Source organism: Priestia sp. 10L35 (genome assembly GCF_056395685.1).
On sequence record NZ_JBFTKA010000006.1, the window covers coordinates 141,115 to 157,584 of the forward strand.

Below are 16,470 nucleotides of genomic sequence, written 5' to 3' on the forward strand. Positions count from 1 at the left end.
CATGAAGCAGCCAATTAAAGTAATGACGATATTCGGGACAAGACCAGAAGCAATTAAAATGGCCCCTCTAGTGCTAGAGCTTAAAAAGCGACCTGAGGAGTTCGAAGCGATTGTGACGGTAACGGCTCAGCACCGTGAAATGTTAGACCAAGTATTGAGCATTTTTGACATTCAGCCTGACTATGACCTTAACATTATGAAAGATCGCCAAACTCTTATGGACGTAACGACCAGAGGATTAGAAGGTTTGGACGACGTAATGAAAAAAGTAAAGCCGGACATCGTACTTGTACACGGCGATACAACTACGACGTTTATTGCCGGACTAGCAGCTTTTTATAATCAAATTCAGGTGGGACATGTTGAAGCAGGTTTGCGCACATGGAATAAATATTCTCCATATCCGGAAGAAATGAACCGTCAGCTTACAGGCGTTCTTGCTGATTTGCACTTTGCTCCGACAGATAAGTCTGCAGCTAATTTGCAAGCAGAGAATAAAAAAGAAGAGCGAATCTTTGTGACTGGAAACACAGCTATCGATGCGTTAAAAACGACAGTAAAAGAGACATATGAGCATGAAGTGTTAACGAAATTGGGAGATGATCGTCTTATTTTATTAACGGCGCATCGCCGCGAAAATTTAGGCGAACCAATGAAAAACATGTTCCGTGCGGTTAAACGTATTGTGGATGAACATGAAGATGTGCAAGTTGTGTATCCTGTTCATTTGAATCCGGTAGTTAGAGAAACAGCAAACGATATCTTAGGAAATGACCCACGCATTCATTTAATTGAACCGTTAGATGTAATTGACTTCCATAACTTCGCTGAGCGCGCTCATATTATTTTGACAGATTCGGGCGGTGTTCAAGAAGAAGCTCCTTCATTAGGCGTACCTGTATTGGTACTTCGTGATACAACAGAGCGACCGGAAGGAATTGAAGCAGGAACGCTCAAACTAGCAGGAACGGAAGAAGAAACAATTTATACGCTAGCAAAAGAGCTGTTAATAGATGAAGACGTATATAAGCAAATGTCACAAGCATCGAATCCTTACGGAGATGGCTTAGCTTCTAAACGTATTTGTGATGCTATTAGCTACTATTTCAACCGCCGTGAAAACAGACCGGAAGCTTTTAATCCGCTTTCGTAAGATTTCTAAACACCTTTCACATGAAAAGTGTCTCTTTGAGACACGATAGTGTGAGAGGTGTTTTTTTATGTGGATTAAATGGTTAATGCTTAGCTTTATATTAGGGAGCGGGGGAGGGCAAATGTTGCTCAATCCGACATTTCCTTCTATAAAACAAGAAATGAATCATCAGGAAAAATCAATAATTGTCATGGTTGAAAAAGAAAAATTCGCGGAATTTAAAAGTCAGCTACAAAAAAATTATCCTAATATAAAGATTAAGAGCGAATTTCACACGGTATTTACAGGACTTTCATTAAACGGCTCCATCTCGGATTTGGAAAAACTATCTCATAATCCTTCTATTATTGGTTCACATTCTATTAAAAACTACCAGGTTGCAGAAGAAAATAGTGTAACCTTCATTGGCTCAGAACAGGTAAGAGGCTTATTTGATACTCATAATCAGCGCTTAACAGGAAAAGGGATCAAAGTAGGCGTCATCGATACGGGTGTTGATTATTCTCATCCCGATTTAAAACAAACCTACAGGGGAGGGTATGATGTAATAGATAAAGATTATGAGCCGATGGAAACCACTCGGGAGCAAGGAGAGCCTACTCTGCATGGCACTCATGTAGCTGGTATTATTGCAGCAAATGGAAATATTAAAGGTGTAGCACCTCAGGCGGAGATCTACGCATACCGAGCTCTTGGACCTGGTGGAGCTGGAACGTCTGAAAGTGTTATTCTAGCTATCGAAAAAGCAATTCAAGATGATGTAGATATTATTAATTTATCATTAGGAAATGATGTGAATGGCCCTGATTTACCAACAAGCTTAGCGTTAGATCGAGCTGTTGAAAAAGGAATTGTAACGGTTACATCCAGCGGCAATTCAGGTCCAGGTTTATGGACCGTGGGCTCTCCAGGTACAGCGGGAAAAGCTATTTCGGTTGGCGCTTCTGTTTCCCCGACAACAGTTCAATTTCTAACAATTGGATTTAACAAAGAAAAAATTATGATGGCGCCAGTAGAAGGGTCTCGTCCATGGACGTTTAATCAAACGCTGCGTGTAATAAATGAAGAATACTTCAAAGAGCAAAAGCATGCGTTGGGTAACGTCATTTTGCTAAAAGCAGAAGGAAATGCGGTTGAAAAAAAGATTAAACAAGCTGAACAGGCAGGAGCAAAAGCCGTTATTTTATATAGTCCGACTGAAAAAAACATAATCGGTAAACTACAAGAATCAGTAAATATTCCAGTGATATGGGTAAGTAAAAAAAACGGTGATACCATTAATCAATACATTCAGTCTCAACAGCCATACTTACGCACTGGCAAGCAAGTGGTGCAAGACTTGCTCACATCTTTCAGTTCAAGAGGACCTGTAACGACTACTTGGGGAATCAAGCCGGACGTCGTCGCACCTGGTTACTTCATTAATAGTACAGTTCCTGGGGGATATGAACGCATGCATGGAACAAGTATGGCTGCGCCCCATGTAGCTGGAGCGTGCGCTCTTATTTTACAAGCTCACCCGAACTGGTCTCCTGAACAAGTCAAAGCTTCATTGATGAACACAAGTAAAGTAATGCAGCAGCTAAATGGTAAAACGTATCACGTATATGAACAAGGAGCCGGGAGAATTCAAATAGCAAAAGCTGTCACAGCAGACTCTTTATTTTATCCATCTTCTTTATCTTTCGGTATTTTTACGCGCCCATCAAAGAAAGTCTTATCATTTAAAATTGATAACCAGTCTGATAAAGCAAAAACGTATCGCTTGAACGTTCCGAAAAGGGATGAAGGAGTGAATTGGGATGTTCCATTACCTGTCACCGTGCAGCCCCATCAGACAAAAGAAATAGCTGTCACTTTATCGGTGCAGCCCCGTTTTAAAAATAAAGGTATATATGACGGATATTTGGAAATAAATGATTCACGTGAAACATTTTCGCTTCCTTATATGTACATGGTTAGCATTCCAGATTATCCCCGTGTCATGGGATTGCAAGTAGCAGCGGAAAAAGAGAAAAATACGTATAGTTATGAACTGTTTTTGCCTGAAGGAGCAGATGAGTTAGGCGTTGCTCTTTTTGATAAGCAGTCTTTACAGTTTATATCGTATTTAGATGTTGACGTTGATGTAGAAAGAGGCATGAGAAAACGGAAAATAACGATCGATGAATCGCTTGTACCGGGAGCGTACCAAATATTTGCATTTGTGAAAAAGCATGGACAAGAGCATGTTGTAAACAGTACAATAACGATTGAATGAACCTCTTTAAATGTTTTCATTTGAAGAGGTTTTATGTGTGGCAGAAATGTGAACAATAAGAAGAGATTGTGAAGTTTTTAGCTTAAACACATTGACATTAAATATACGCTATTGTATGCTTACAGGGAATATAAATGATAAGGTTTTCAATCTGTGAAAACCGTTGATATTTCTGCGTATTTTATTAGCTGTTTTTACCTTTTTTAGCAATTTTTTTTGCCTTTCTATCATATATTGAGCTATAAAAACGATAGAGAATTCGGAAAAAAGAAAATTTTGCAAAAGGGGTATGAGCTTATGAAAGATCGCAACCGTCATCCTTTGCAAGCGATGGCATTAGTGTCAATCATTCTATCACAGTTAGCAGGTTCAGTCTTAATTGGCTTATTCTCTGGAAGATGGGCTGATCAATGGCTTGACACCGAACCACTATTTTTGATTTTAGGCCTTCTTTCAGGGCTAGCAGCAGGTGTTTTTATGATGCTGCGGACAGTCCACCATTTTTTTTCAGGAGATTAATAATTCATGCAGGATTTGCAGCACGTTTTTCCAAGACTTCGTTCATACATATTGTATTTGTTAGCATTATACGTTCTCGGCTGGGGATTTACAAGTTATAAGGCTGTTTTTGCAGGTTTAATTTTAGGAACCGCCCTGAGTTTGTATAATTTGTGGAACTTAGTAAGAAAGTTTGAGCAGTTTGGACAGGCGTTGGATGAGGGGAAAAAGCCCCGTTCAATTGGGACTGTTGTAAGATTTGCAACAGCTGCTCTCGCAGTTGTGATTACCATCTCTTATCCAAAAACCTTTCATATTATTAGTGTAGTTGTGGGATTAATGACGTATTACGTTGTCATTATCATAGATTTAGTTGTTCAAAATATGCGTAGAAGATAGAAAGAGAGGTGAACACAGTTGGGTCATGAATCACCAACTATAGAGTTTCTAGGCCTTACTTTTAGTCAAAGTAACTTGCTTATGGTTACCGTAGCTTCTGTTATTGTATTCTTAATTGCAGTTTTATGTACTCGTACTCTTGCTATGAAGCCAAGCGGTGCACAAAACTTTATTGAATGGGTCTTAGATTTTGTTAAAGGACTCGTTAATAGCAATATGGATTGGAAAACAGGTGGCCGCTTTTTGACGCTAGGTGTAACTTTACTTATGTACATTTTTGTGTCAAATATGTTGGGTCTTCCATTTGCCATCGTGATTGACCATAACTTATGGTGGAAATCGCCAACCGCTGATCCAGCAATTACGCTGACGTTAGCCGTTATGGTAGTTGTACTATCACATTACTATGGTATTAAAATGCGAGGGTTCTCTGCATACACGAAAGATTACTTCAAGCCAATGGCATTTTTATTCCCGCTTAAGATTATCGAGGAGTTTGCCAATACGTTAACGCTTGGCCTTCGTCTTTACGGTAATATTTATGCTGGGGAAATTTTGTTAAGCTTGCTAGCTGGTTTAGCAACAACAGGCTTCCTAGGTACAATTGGAGCTGCTATTCCAATGCTTTTATGGCAAGGATTCAGTATTTTTGTAGGCGCAATTCAGGCCTTCATTTTCACAATGTTAACGATGGTTTATTTATCTCACAAAGTGAGTAGCGACCATTAATTTATAAAGCTTTGTTCAAGTAATACCCAATTTGGACAAAACAAAACTTAGTTAAACAAAATCATATATATTAAGGGAGGACTTTATAAAATGGGTTTAATAGCATCTGCAATTGCGATTGGTTTAGCGGCACTAGGTGCTGGTATTGGTAACGGTCTTATCGTTTCTAAGACGATTGAAGGCACAGCTCGCCAACCAGAAGCACGTGGTACATTAACTTCAATGATGTTCGTTGGGGTTGCTTTAGTTGAGGCGCTTCCAATTATCGCCGTAGTTATTGCATTCATGGTACAAGGTAAATAATAATGTGTTACATGTGGCGAAGATCATTCAAAAGAACCTTCGCCATTACTTTATGTCTTTAATAAGTAAATTATATATGTGGAGTCTCTGAAGGGAGTGAACATGGCCGTGTCGAACATGTTTGTGTTAGGAGCAGCAGGCATTAATGGTGGAGATATTCTTTTCCAATTAGTGATGTTCCTTATCCTACTTGCGTTACTTCAAAAATTCGCGTTTGGTCCTGTAATGGGAATCATGAAAAAACGTGAAGAGCATATTGCCGGTGAGATTGATGAAGCAGAAAAGCAAAATGAGGAAGCGAAGAAGCTTGTTGAAGAGCAGCGTGAAATCTTAAAGCAATCTCGTCAAGAAGTGCAAGTAATGATGGAAAACGCTAGAAAGTCTGCAGAAGATAAAAAAGAAGAAATCATTGCGGCAGCACGCGAAGAGTCTGAGCGTCTAAAAGCTGCAGCAAAACAAGAAATCGAACAGCAAAAAGATCAAGCAGTTGCTGCGTTACGTGAGCAAGTTGCTTCATTATCTGTTTTAATTGCGTCGAAAGTTATTGAAAAAGAACTTTCTGAACAAGATCAAGAGAAGTTAATTCATGAATATATCCAAGAAGTAGGGGATGTACGATGAGTCAACCAGCTGTAGCCAAGCGCTATGCACTAGCTCTTTTTCAATTAGCAACAGAAAAACAGATGATCGATGAAATGCAAGACCAGCTACAAATCGTTGAAGAGGTGTTTGCTAAAACACCTGAATTAATGGATGTATTAACTCATCCAAAAATTACAATTGAGCGAAAAAAACAGTTTGTAAGTGAGGCATTTGCTGAACTTTCACCAACTGTTCAACATACGGTTCTTCTATTATTAGAGCGTCACCGCATTCAAATTGTTAGCGAGATGGTAAAAGAGTATCGTTTCCTAGCGAACGAAGTACGTGGCGTGGCAGATGCAACTGTTTATTCTGTCAAACCTTTAAGTGCAGATGAGAAAAGAGCAATCTCACAATCATTTGCTTCTAAAGTTGGAAAACATACGTTAAATATTTCAAATATAGTAGATAAAAGCCTAATCGGCGGCGTGAAGCTTCGCATTGGTAATCGTATCTATGATGGCAGCATTAGCAGCAAATTAGAAACGATCCACCGAGGACTTCTTGCACACAGATCGTAGATAGGGGTGAAATTCATGAGCATCAAAGCTGAAGAAATTAGTGCGCTGATCAAGCAGCAAATTGAAAACTATCAGTCTGAGATTAAAGTGAGTGATGTAGGTACTGTTATCCAAGTTGGGGACGGTATCGCACGTGCTCATGGCCTCGACAATGTCATGGCTGGAGAACTGGTTGAATTTTCAAATGGTGTCATGGGAATGGCACAAAACTTAGAAGAAAACAATGTAGGTATCATTATTTTAGGACCATATACGGAAATTCGTGAAGGTGACGAAGTTCGCCGTACAGGACGCATCATGGAAGTTCCAGTAGGGGAGCAGTTAATCGGTCGTGTTGTTAACTCATTAGGTCAGCCAGTAGACGGCTTAGGCCCAGTAGAAACAACAAAAACACGTCCAATTGAAGGTGCTGCACCTGGCGTTATGGATCGTAAATCAGTACATGAGCCGCTTCAAACAGGTATCAAGGCGATTGACGCACTTGTGCCGATCGGTCGTGGACAGCGTGAGTTAATTATCGGTGACCGTCAAACGGGTAAAACATCGGTAGCAATCGATACAATCTTAAACCAAAAAGATCAAGATATGGTATGTATCTATGTAGCGATTGGCCAAAAAGAATCAACAGTTCGTAACGTAGTAGAGACATTACGTAAACACGGTGCTCTAGATTACACAATCGTTGTAACAGCATCAGCTTCACAACCAGCTCCACTATTATTCTTAGCGCCATATGCTGGGGTAACAATGGGTGAAGAGTTTATGTATAACGGTAAGCACGTACTTGTTATTTACGATGACTTAACAAAACAAGCATCAGCTTATCGTGAACTTTCATTACTATTACGCCGTCCTCCAGGTCGTGAAGCGTATCCAGGGGATGTATTCTACCTGCACTCTCGTTTATTAGAGCGTGCGGCAAAGTTATCGGACGCAAAAGGTGGAGGTTCATTAACAGCTCTTCCATTTATTGAAACGCAAGCAGGAGACGTATCTGCTTATATCCCAACGAACGTAATTTCGATTACAGACGGACAAATTTTCTTACAGTCAGATCTATTCTTCTCAGGCGTGCGTCCTGCGATTAATGCTGGTCTTTCTGTATCACGTGTAGGGGGATCTGCACAAATTAAAGCGATGAAAAAGGTAGCAGGTACACTGCGTCTAGACCTTGCATCTTATCGTGAGCTTGAATCGTTTGCTCAGTTCGGTTCTGATCTTGACCAAGCAACTCAAGCAAAATTAAATCGAGGAGCGCGTACAGTTGAAATCTTAAAACAAGGTTTACACAAACCGCTTCGCGTAGAAAAACAAGTAGCTGTGCTTTACGCATTAACAAAAGGCTTCTTAGATGATGTTCCGGTATCAGATATTACGCGCTTTGAAGACGAGTACTTAACATGGTTAGAGTCAAACCGTAAAGAAGTACTTGAATCAATCCGTACAACTGGTGGACTTCCTGAAGCTGGCGTATTCGAATCAGCACTTGAAGAATTCAAGAAAACATTTATTGCATCTGAATAATATATTGTCAGCATGGTATGTTAAGACAATCTTTCAATAAGGTGAAGGTGAACATTTGTTCACCTTTCATACCACGTGATCTTCTAAAACAAGGTGGTGAAACCTTTGGCATCATTACGTGATATACAAACTCGAATCACATCGACGAAAAAAACGAGCCAGATTACGAAAGCAATGGAAATGGTTTCAGCTGCAAAGCTGAATAGAGCGGAACAAAATGCAAAATCGTTTGTTCCATACATGGAAAAAATTCAAGAAGTAGTCTCAAGCGTAGCCCTAGGCAGCAGAGGCGCTTCACATCCAATGCTAACTGCGCGCAGTGTGAAGAAGACTGGTTACATCGTAATCACTTCAGATCGCGGTCTAGCAGGAGCATATAACAGTAATATTTTGCGAAAAGTATCTCAAGCTATTGAAGAACGCCATCAATCACCTGATGAATACGGTGTGATTGCAATTGGACGAGTAGGGAGAGATTTCTTCGTGAAACGCGGCATTCCGGTTTTGCTTGAAATCACAGGCTTAGCAGATCAGCCAGCTTTTGCTGACATTCAAGGAATCGCTTCACAAACAGTTCAAATGTTTGCAGACGGTACGTTTGATGAACTTTACTTATACTACAATCACTTTATCAATACGATTTCACAAGAAGTGACGGAGAAGAAGCTATTGCCTCTAACAGATCTTCAACCTTCTGGTAAACTTGTTGGTTATGAATTTGAACCATCACAAGAAGAGATTTTAGAAGTATTACTTCCTCAGTATGCAGAGAGTTTAATTTACGGCGGCCTACTTGATGGAAAAGCAAGTGAGCATGCTGCTCGTATGACAGCGATGAAAAGTGCAACAGACAACGCAAAAGATCTTATCAATAATCTTACATTGTCATATAACCGTGCACGTCAAGCGGCAATTACCCAGGAAATTACGGAAATTGTTGGCGGAGCGGCAGCGTTAGAATAGAAAGTTTAATGGAAAAGCAAGTTAGGAGGGAACACGATGACAAAAGGACGCGTTACTCAAATCATGGGTCCAGTTGTAGACGTAAAGTTTGACAACGGACACCTTCCGGCAATTTATAACGCCCTTAAAATTTCACATAAACCGAGCAGTGCAAGTGAAGTTGCAATCGAATTAACATTAGAAGTTGCGATTCACTTAGGTGATAACACAGTTCGTACAGTAGCAATGTCATCCACTGACGGCTTAGTTCGTGGATTAGAAGTAGAAGATACAGGTGCAGCAATCTCAGTACCAGTTGGTGACGTTACGTTAGGTCGTGTATTTAACGTATTAGGTGAAAAAATCGACTTAGACGCCCCAATCGATGCAGGTGCACGTCGTGATCCAATCCACCGTCAAGCACCAAAGTTCGAAAATCTATCTACACAAGCTGAAATTCTTGAAACAGGTATTAAAGTAGTAGACTTATTAGCTCCTTACATTAAAGGTGGAAAAATCGGTCTATTCGGTGGTGCCGGTGTAGGTAAAACAGTATTGATTCAAGAATTAATCAATAACATTGCTCAAGAGCACGGCGGTATTTCAGTATTCGCTGGTGTAGGTGAGCGTACGCGTGAAGGTAATGACTTATACCATGAAATGACAGATTCTGGTGTTATTAAGAAGACGGCTATGGTATTTGGACAAATGAATGAGCCACCTGGTGCACGTCAACGTGTTGCATTAACAGGATTAACAATGGCAGAATACTTCCGTGACGAACAAGGTCAAGACGTATTATTCTTTATTGATAATATCTTCCGTTTCACACAAGCGGGTTCAGAAGTATCAGCATTACTTGGCCGTATGCCATCAGCAGTAGGTTATCAGCCAACATTAGCGACAGAAATGGGTCAGCTTCAAGAGCGTATCACGTCAACAAGCGTAGGTTCTGTAACATCGATTCAAGCGATTTACGTACCAGCCGATGACTATACGGATCCAGCTCCAGCGACAACATTTGCTCACTTAGATGCAACAACAAACTTAGAGCGTAAATTATCAGAGATGGGTATTTACCCTGCGGTAGATCCATTAGCATCTACATCTCGCGCTTTATCTCCTGAAATTGTTGGAGAAGAGCACTATGCAATTGCGCGTCAAGTTCAACAAACGTTACAGCGTTATAAAGAGTTACAAGATATCATTGCAATCCTAGGTATGGATGAGTTATCTGATGAAGATAAACTTGTTGTACAACGTGCTCGTCGCGTTCAATTCTTCTTGTCTCAAAACTTCCACGTAGCAGAACAATTTACAGGTCAAAAAGGTTCTTATGTTCCTGTAAAAGAAACTGTTAAAGGATTTAAAGAGATCTTGGAAGGTAAATACGATCATTTACCTGAAGATGCGTTCCGTTTAGTTGGTCGCATTGAAGAAGTTATTGAAAATGCGAAACGTATGGGAGTAGAAGTTTAATTTAAGGGACATAGGAGGTTTTTTAAATGAAGACAATCCATGTCAGTGTAGTGACTCCTGATGGCCCAGTTTACGAATCAGAAGTGGAAATGGTAAGTACCCGAGCACAGAGTGGTGAGCTTGGTATTTTACATGGCCATATTCCGATGGTTGCTCCTTTACAAATTGGAGCCGTCCGCTTGAAGAAAGCAAGCAGTACAGAACTTGTGGCTGTTAGCGGAGGATTTCTTGAAGTAAGACCTGACAAAGTAACAATTCTTGCACAGGCTGCTGAAACAGCTGAAGAGATTGACATAGCTCGTGCAGAAGAAGCGAAAAAGCGCGCTGAAATGCGCCTTGATAGCAAACAAGATGACGTTGATGTTAAGCGTGCTGAAATTGCCTTAAAACGGGCAGTCAATCGTTTAGATATTAGTCAACGTAAGTTCTAAAAAAAGCCCTCTCAAACGAATGAGAGGGCTTTTTTGCTCTATTATACAAAAAGGGAAGAGCAAATAGCATTGATCTATGATTATATATTCCATTTAACTAAGCGCATCTATCTTCTTTATTTTGCTCAATAGTGGAAAAGGATCTTAAAATAGGGAATAAAATAAATGTTTTTCATGTTACCGTTTACGAATTTGCATAAGTGTGCTTTAATATGAAAAGAAGAGACGATGATCGTCTCTTCTTTTCATATGGTGTTTAAAAGGAGTGCTTTTATTGTTTGGAGGAATTGAACAGCAAACGTTACTAACCATGATTTCACATTTGATTTTTATTGTGATTACTTGGTATGCTTTGCAAGGCTTTCAAATTGAAAAGCTGATGAAACCTAATCATGTGTTTCAAGCAAAATTAATGCTTATTTTATTGACCATTACGATTTCATCAACAGTAAGTAATTTCTTTTTGGATTATTTATTTTGGTCACAGCGCATTCCCTCATTTTTTCAATGATTGGCAAGCTATGAGTCTATGATAAAATAGGCGTTCATTCATTGAAGATATACGAATTTATACGCTAATGTATGTCGCTATGTCTAAATATGACGACCCTTTTCATGTATGTATCATCGCCTTCTGGAAAGACTGATGAGTACGGAGAGGGAGTGGCGAAATGTTTAAAAAAATTAGTGTCTTTTTGGCTATTTTCATTACTGGCTTATTCGTATATCATGGAAGTTATGTGAGCAATGCCCAAAACAATGAAACTACTATTGAGAAGATTGTTCACACCTTAAATAAGCAGCATGTTTCGTTAACTGAAGTATCGTTGTATGCAAGAGAAGAAGTAAAAGCTGTTACTGACCAAAAAACCTTTTATTCGCAAGCTAAAAGTATTAAAAGTAATTTTAGAGGTTTTAAATGGGAAGTGAAGAGGGAAAGAGACCTATGGAAAGCAATAGGTACACGCAAAAGTGAAGATGTGAACGAAGTCATTCTGTTAACTTATGCGATCGATGAACACAGCAATGCGTACATATCGTATCATGTAACGGGACAAGGTTTGAAAGAAAAAAATATGACCCATTTTCAAAATGTATTTCAGACAAATTATGAAAAAATTTTCCTATCAGAACCCATAATTTTCTCTTGTGCAACTGGGGAAATCAATGATAAGATGGAAAGTGTTTTGTCTGTTGAAATTCAAGACCTATTACGAGCTTTCAATGCTAAACCAGTGGAATCTCTAGTGGAAGAGTCATTTACCTCTGTTTCAGCATATACTGGACTGTGGAAAGAAGCTCTTCAAACGAAAAAGCAGGAAATGAACTTACAAATTGCATTACGCAAGACAAGAATGGGCGGTCAAACAACCATAGTTGTTGGCACACCTATCATTACGTCTGAATATTAATATAGAGAAAATGGACGCGGAGGGGAATACCTTGGAAAAAATCATCGTCCGCGGTGGAAATAGATTAAGCGGTACAGTTAAAGTTGAAGGAGCAAAAAACGCCGTTTTACCTATTATCACTGCAACCTTATTAGCTAGTGAAGGAAAAACAATTCTAAATGATGTACCAGCTCTCTCCGATGTATTTACGATTGGCGAAGTTTTAAGACATCTGAATGCAGAAGTAGATTTTGAAACAAATCGTGTAGTTGTAGATGCATCAAGAGAGTTAAAAACAGATGCACCTTTTGAATATGTAAGAAAAATGCGCGCTTCAGTACTTGTAATGGGTCCTTTATTGGCGCGTACAGGTGAGGCTCGTGTAGCTTTACCTGGCGGATGTGCAATTGGATCAAGACCGATTGATCAGCATCTTAAAGGCTTTGAAGCAATGGGTGCTAAAGTTCAAGTAGGAAATGGTTTTATTGATGCAAAAGTTGAAGGAAGACTAAAAGGTGCTAAAATTTATTTAGACTTCCCAAGTGTAGGCGCCACAGAAAATATTATGATGGCAGCAGCATTAGCGGAAGGCACTACAATTATGGAAAACGTAGCAAAAGAACCTGAGATTGTCGATTTAGCAAACTTCTTAAACGCAATGGGCGCTAAAGTTCGCGGTGCAGGAACTGGTACGATCCGTATTGAAGGTGTTAATAAATTATATGGTGCAGAACATGCAATTATTCCAGATCGTATCGAAGCTGGAACATTCATGGTAGCAGCAGCTATTACAGGTGGAAACGTACTTGTACGCGGTGCAGTAGCAGAGCACATCAGTTCACTTGTTGCTAAAATGGAAGAAATGGGTGTTGAAATTACTGAAGAAGGCGACGGCTTACGTGTTGTAGGACCTGAAAAGCTAAAATCAGTAGATATTAAAACAATGCCTCATCCAGGGTTCCCTACGGATATGCAATCTCAAATGATGGCATTATTATTAGCAGCAGAAGGCACAAGTATGATTACAGAAACAGTTTTTGAAAACCGCTTTATGCACGTAGAAGAGTTTCGCCGCATGAACGCTGATATTAAAATTGAAGGGCGCTCTGTTATTATTAACGGACCTACTCAACTACAAGGCGCTGAAGTAGCAGCAACAGATCTTCGTGCAGCAGCAGCGTTAACATTAGCAGGACTTGTAGCAGACGGCTATACGCGTGTAACGGAATTAAAACACCTTGATCGTGGTTATGTAAATTTCCACAATAAATTAGCCGCTTTGGGCGCTGATATTGAACGTGTAAATGACGAAACAAAGCAAGTAGAACAAACTCAACAGGCTTCAGACGTCAAGTAAATATTTCATAAAAAAAGCATCTCATAGCGAGATGCTTTTTTTGTCGTTGGACGACCCTTATGGCCGGTTTGCTGTCATAAAAGGTTGTCCACCTCCATACATATGGGATATAGGGATATAGGTGTTCCTTGTCAAAATAATAGATATGGAGGCTAGGCGTTCATGAAACAAGCAAAGCCAATCGTCGTACTAGGAGTCATCTTTTTTTTCGTTGTGTTACTCATCCCAACACTTCTCGTTGTTCCTTTTACTGAAAAGACAGATGGAAAGCTACATGAAAATGTCAAACAGACCCCAAAAACCGAAAAACTACAAAAAGTGACAACGTCTCCTCTTGACGTCAGTGTTTATCGTACGGAAACGAAAAAAGTAGAAAAACTGCCGCTCGAAGACTATCTTGTAGGGGTAGTAGCAGCTGAAATGCCTGCTACTTTTGAGCTTGAAGCACTTAAGGCTCAAAGTTTGGCAGCCAGAACCTATATTGTGCAAACTATGATGAATGGAAATAGTCATCTTCCCCAAGGAGCGGATGTGACTGATACCGTAGAGTACCAAGTATATTTAAATAAAGATGAGCTAAGAAGCAGATGGAACAAAGACTATGATTGGAAAATCAAAAAAATTCAGGAAGCAGTGAAGGACACCCAAGGTCAAATTCTTACGTATAAAAATAAGCCAATTAATGCTACGTTCTTTTCTACCAGCAATGGTTACACTGAAAACTCAGAAGCGTATTGGAAGAATTCCATTCCTTATCTAAAAAGTGTAGCTAGTCCATGGGATAAAAAGTCCCCTGAATTTACAAATCAGAAAGTAATGTCTGTTGCTAGCTTTGAACAGAGGCTTGGAGTGAAATTAAACAGTGGATCAGTAGGTGAAATCGTCTCTAGAACGCCGGGGCAGCGCGTAGATTACGTAAAGATAAACGGTAAAGAACTGTCGGGAAAAGATGTTCGGGAAAAACTGGGTTTATCGTCAGCCGACTTTCATTGGACAAAAAAAGGTAATGAAATTATCATCAACACAAAAGGATATGGACATGGTATTGGGATGAGTCAGTACGGAGCAAATGGTATGGCACTAGAAGGAAAAACCTATAAAGATATTGTTACTCATTATTATACAGGTGTTGCGATTACCCCTAACGATCAGTTTGTTGCACAATTGACAGCTAAACGCTAATTCAAAGACCCTTATAGCAGGGTCTTTTTTTATGTTTTTCACTTTTTTTAAATAAAATGTATATTTTAGAGTCATCTGTTGAAAAATAATCGAAAAAAATTTTTTATCGCTGTGTATATATTCATTCAATTGTGTTCAGACTGATTGCTGAGGTGATGATATATGAGAGAGGAAGAAAAGAAACGTACTTCTCCAAAATCGAAAGTTCAAAAATTAGTTAGAAAGCGTTGGGTGTTCCCGGCTATCTATTTAGCGAGTGCAGCAATTATTCTTACAGCAGTCCTTTGGTTTCAAGCTAATGGAAACGATATTAGCAAAGAAGACAAAAGCGGCTATAGCCAAGACGGTACGGCTTATCGAGACGACGCTGTAGAGGTAAATGCTTCGCTTGAAAATTTAAAAATGCCAGTTGCTAGTGAAGCATCAGCTATCGTGAAAAAGCCTTTCTACGACGATCAAGCATCTGAAAAACAGCAAGAAGAAGCACTAGTTTTCTACAACAATACGTATCATCCAAACACAGGTGTTGACTTAGCTGTTAAGGGAGATAAATCATTTGATGTTGTAGCAGCAGCTAGCGGTACAGTAACAAAAGCAACAAAAGATCCTTTACTAGGTTATGTAGTAGAAATTGATCACAAAGATGGTTTAGTCACACAGTATCAATCTCTTGAGAAAGCTGATGTAGAAGTAGGAGATATTGTTAAACAAGGCCAAACGATCGCAAAAGCTGGAAAAAGCTTATATAATCAAGAAGCAAAAACACATGTACATTTTGAAGTTCGTAAAGATGGTGTAGCAATTAATCCAAGCAGTTATTTTGGAAAATCTGTCAGTTCTATCAAAGAAGTCAAAGCAGCTGAAGTAACAGAACCAAAAGACGACTCTTCTTCTGAAGAATCAAAGGATAGCGAAAAATCATCTGATGAAAAGACTAAAGAAGATAAAGATTCAAAACACCCTTCAACAGATACGTCTAAACCAAATGCATAAGGCAAGACCATAAATACGAAAAGAAGCTGGATAAAATCGAGCTTCTTTTTTTATGAATTTTTCTAAAATGAGATGCATTATGTTAAAAAAGTAAATAAAAAACACTAAATTTTCAAAAAAATATAAGAAATCACTTGTCCTTACTGACTTTTCTAGCATATATCTGCACACAAGCTAATAAACTGTTACAAACCTATAAAGAGAATGTTAGAAAAGGGATAATATATACATTCCCTTGGATACTTCTCATATCCAATTTGGGGAGGGCGAGTAGTGTGCACGATTACATCAAAGAGAGAACTATCAAGATTGGAAAGTATATTGTAGAAACAAAGAAAACAGTTCGTGTAATTGCGAAAGAATTTGGCGTTTCGAAAAGTACTGTCCATAAAGATTTAACAGAGCGTCTACCAGAAATAAATCCTGAGTTAGCAAATGAAGTAAAAGAAATTCTTGATTATCATAAATCTATTCGGCATTTGCGTGGAGGAGAAGCAACAAAATTAAAGTACAAAAAGGAAGAAGAAACTGTAAAATGAAAAAATGCCCAATATTGCCTTTTTTATAGAGGTAGTATAGGGCATTTTATTTTTTGGATAAAATAGGTATATAATAAATATTTTTGCTAATAACAACATACATATACAAATTGTGATAAAATAGTAA

Annotated in this window: 18 protein-coding genes; all 18 read left to right on the top strand. The window is 39.0% G+C overall.

Annotated features, from left to right (window positions below):
- Position 1: 1 nt before the first annotated feature.
- The 18 genes from wecB to spoIIID all read left to right on the top strand — a co-directional run bounded on the left by wecB (position 2) and on the right by spoIIID (position 16,343).
- Entirely contained in the window at positions 2-1,153 is a 1,152-nt protein-coding gene (gene wecB / locus AC1DEF_RS20985) for a non-hydrolyzing UDP-N-acetylglucosamine 2-epimerase (protein ID WP_016765923.1), read from the top strand.
- A gap of 67 nt (positions 1,154-1,220) precedes the next feature.
- Positions 1,221-3,413, top strand: coding sequence for a S8 family serine peptidase (locus AC1DEF_RS20990; RefSeq protein ID WP_097824917.1), 2,193 nt, complete (start codon positions 1,221-1,223; stop codon positions 3,411-3,413).
- A 297-nt stretch (positions 3,414-3,710) separates the two neighbouring features.
- On the top strand, positions 3,711-3,932 hold the full coding sequence (locus AC1DEF_RS20995) for an AtpZ/AtpI family protein (RefSeq protein WP_013085464.1): 222 nt from the start codon (positions 3,711-3,713) through the stop codon (positions 3,930-3,932).
- 6 nt (positions 3,933-3,938) lie between these two features.
- A complete protein-coding gene (locus tag AC1DEF_RS21000; RefSeq protein ID WP_013059806.1) occupies positions 3,939-4,310 on the top strand; it encodes an ATP synthase subunit I in 372 nt (123 codons plus the stop codon).
- An 18-nt stretch (positions 4,311-4,328) separates the two neighbouring features.
- Positions 4,329-5,039, top strand: a complete 711-nt coding sequence (gene atpB / locus AC1DEF_RS21005) for a F0F1 ATP synthase subunit A (protein WP_013059805.1) — start codon at positions 4,329-4,331, stop codon at positions 5,037-5,039.
- A gap of 90 nt (positions 5,040-5,129) precedes the next feature.
- Positions 5,130-5,342 carry a F0F1 ATP synthase subunit C gene (gene atpE / locus AC1DEF_RS21010; RefSeq protein ID WP_013059804.1) on the top strand — a complete coding sequence of 71 codons (213 nt, stop codon included), beginning with the start codon at positions 5,130-5,132 and terminating at the stop codon, positions 5,340-5,342.
- A 102-nt stretch (positions 5,343-5,444) separates the two neighbouring features.
- Positions 5,445-5,963, top strand: a complete 519-nt coding sequence (locus tag AC1DEF_RS21015) for a F0F1 ATP synthase subunit B (RefSeq protein ID WP_013085463.1) — start codon at positions 5,445-5,447, stop codon at positions 5,961-5,963.
- Complete coding sequence (locus AC1DEF_RS21020) at positions 5,960-6,505, top strand: F0F1 ATP synthase subunit delta (RefSeq protein ID WP_013059802.1); 546 nt, start codon at positions 5,960-5,962, stop codon at positions 6,503-6,505. Before AC1DEF_RS21015 ends, AC1DEF_RS21020 begins: the two co-directional genes overlap by 4 nt.
- 15 nt (positions 6,506-6,520) lie before the next feature.
- Positions 6,521-8,029, top strand: coding sequence for a F0F1 ATP synthase subunit alpha (gene atpA / locus AC1DEF_RS21025; protein ID WP_013085461.1), 1,509 nt, complete (start codon positions 6,521-6,523; stop codon positions 8,027-8,029).
- 105 nt (positions 8,030-8,134) lie between these two features.
- Positions 8,135-8,992 carry a F0F1 ATP synthase subunit gamma gene (locus AC1DEF_RS21030; RefSeq protein ID WP_013059800.1) on the top strand — a complete coding sequence of 286 codons (858 nt, stop codon included), beginning with the start codon at positions 8,135-8,137 and terminating at the stop codon, positions 8,990-8,992.
- A 36-nt stretch (positions 8,993-9,028) separates the two neighbouring features.
- Positions 9,029-10,450, top strand: a complete 1,422-nt coding sequence (atpD, locus tag AC1DEF_RS21035; protein ID WP_013059799.1) for a F0F1 ATP synthase subunit beta — start codon at positions 9,029-9,031, stop codon at positions 10,448-10,450.
- A gap of 26 nt (positions 10,451-10,476) precedes the next feature.
- Complete coding sequence (locus tag AC1DEF_RS21040; RefSeq protein ID WP_013085460.1) at positions 10,477-10,881, top strand: F0F1 ATP synthase subunit epsilon; 405 nt, start codon at positions 10,477-10,479, stop codon at positions 10,879-10,881.
- A gap of 274 nt (positions 10,882-11,155) precedes the next feature.
- The gene (locus tag AC1DEF_RS21045; protein WP_013059797.1) at positions 11,156-11,392 is read left to right on the top strand and encodes a DUF1146 family protein; all 237 of its coding nucleotides are present in this window, start codon (positions 11,156-11,158) and stop codon (positions 11,390-11,392) included.
- A gap of 160 nt (positions 11,393-11,552) precedes the next feature.
- A complete protein-coding gene (locus AC1DEF_RS21050; protein ID WP_013059796.1) occupies positions 11,553-12,293 on the top strand; it encodes a YwmB family TATA-box binding protein in 741 nt (246 codons plus the stop codon).
- A gap of 31 nt (positions 12,294-12,324) precedes the next feature.
- Positions 12,325-13,629 carry a UDP-N-acetylglucosamine 1-carboxyvinyltransferase gene (gene murA, locus AC1DEF_RS21055; protein WP_013085458.1) on the top strand — a complete coding sequence of 435 codons (1,305 nt, stop codon included), beginning with the start codon at positions 12,325-12,327 and terminating at the stop codon, positions 13,627-13,629.
- A gap of 162 nt (positions 13,630-13,791) precedes the next feature.
- A complete protein-coding gene (gene spoIID / locus AC1DEF_RS21060; protein WP_097824916.1) occupies positions 13,792-14,811 on the top strand; it encodes a stage II sporulation protein D in 1,020 nt (339 codons plus the stop codon).
- A 162-nt stretch (positions 14,812-14,973) separates the two neighbouring features.
- The gene (locus AC1DEF_RS21065) at positions 14,974-15,804 is read left to right on the top strand and encodes a stage II sporulation protein SpoIIQ (RefSeq protein WP_016765919.1); all 831 of its coding nucleotides are present in this window, start codon (positions 14,974-14,976) and stop codon (positions 15,802-15,804) included.
- 275 nt (positions 15,805-16,079) lie between these two features.
- Positions 16,080-16,343, top strand: a complete 264-nt coding sequence (gene spoIIID, locus AC1DEF_RS21070; RefSeq protein WP_013059792.1) for a sporulation transcriptional regulator SpoIIID — start codon at positions 16,080-16,082, stop codon at positions 16,341-16,343.
- Positions 16,344-16,470: the final 127 nt, after the last annotated feature.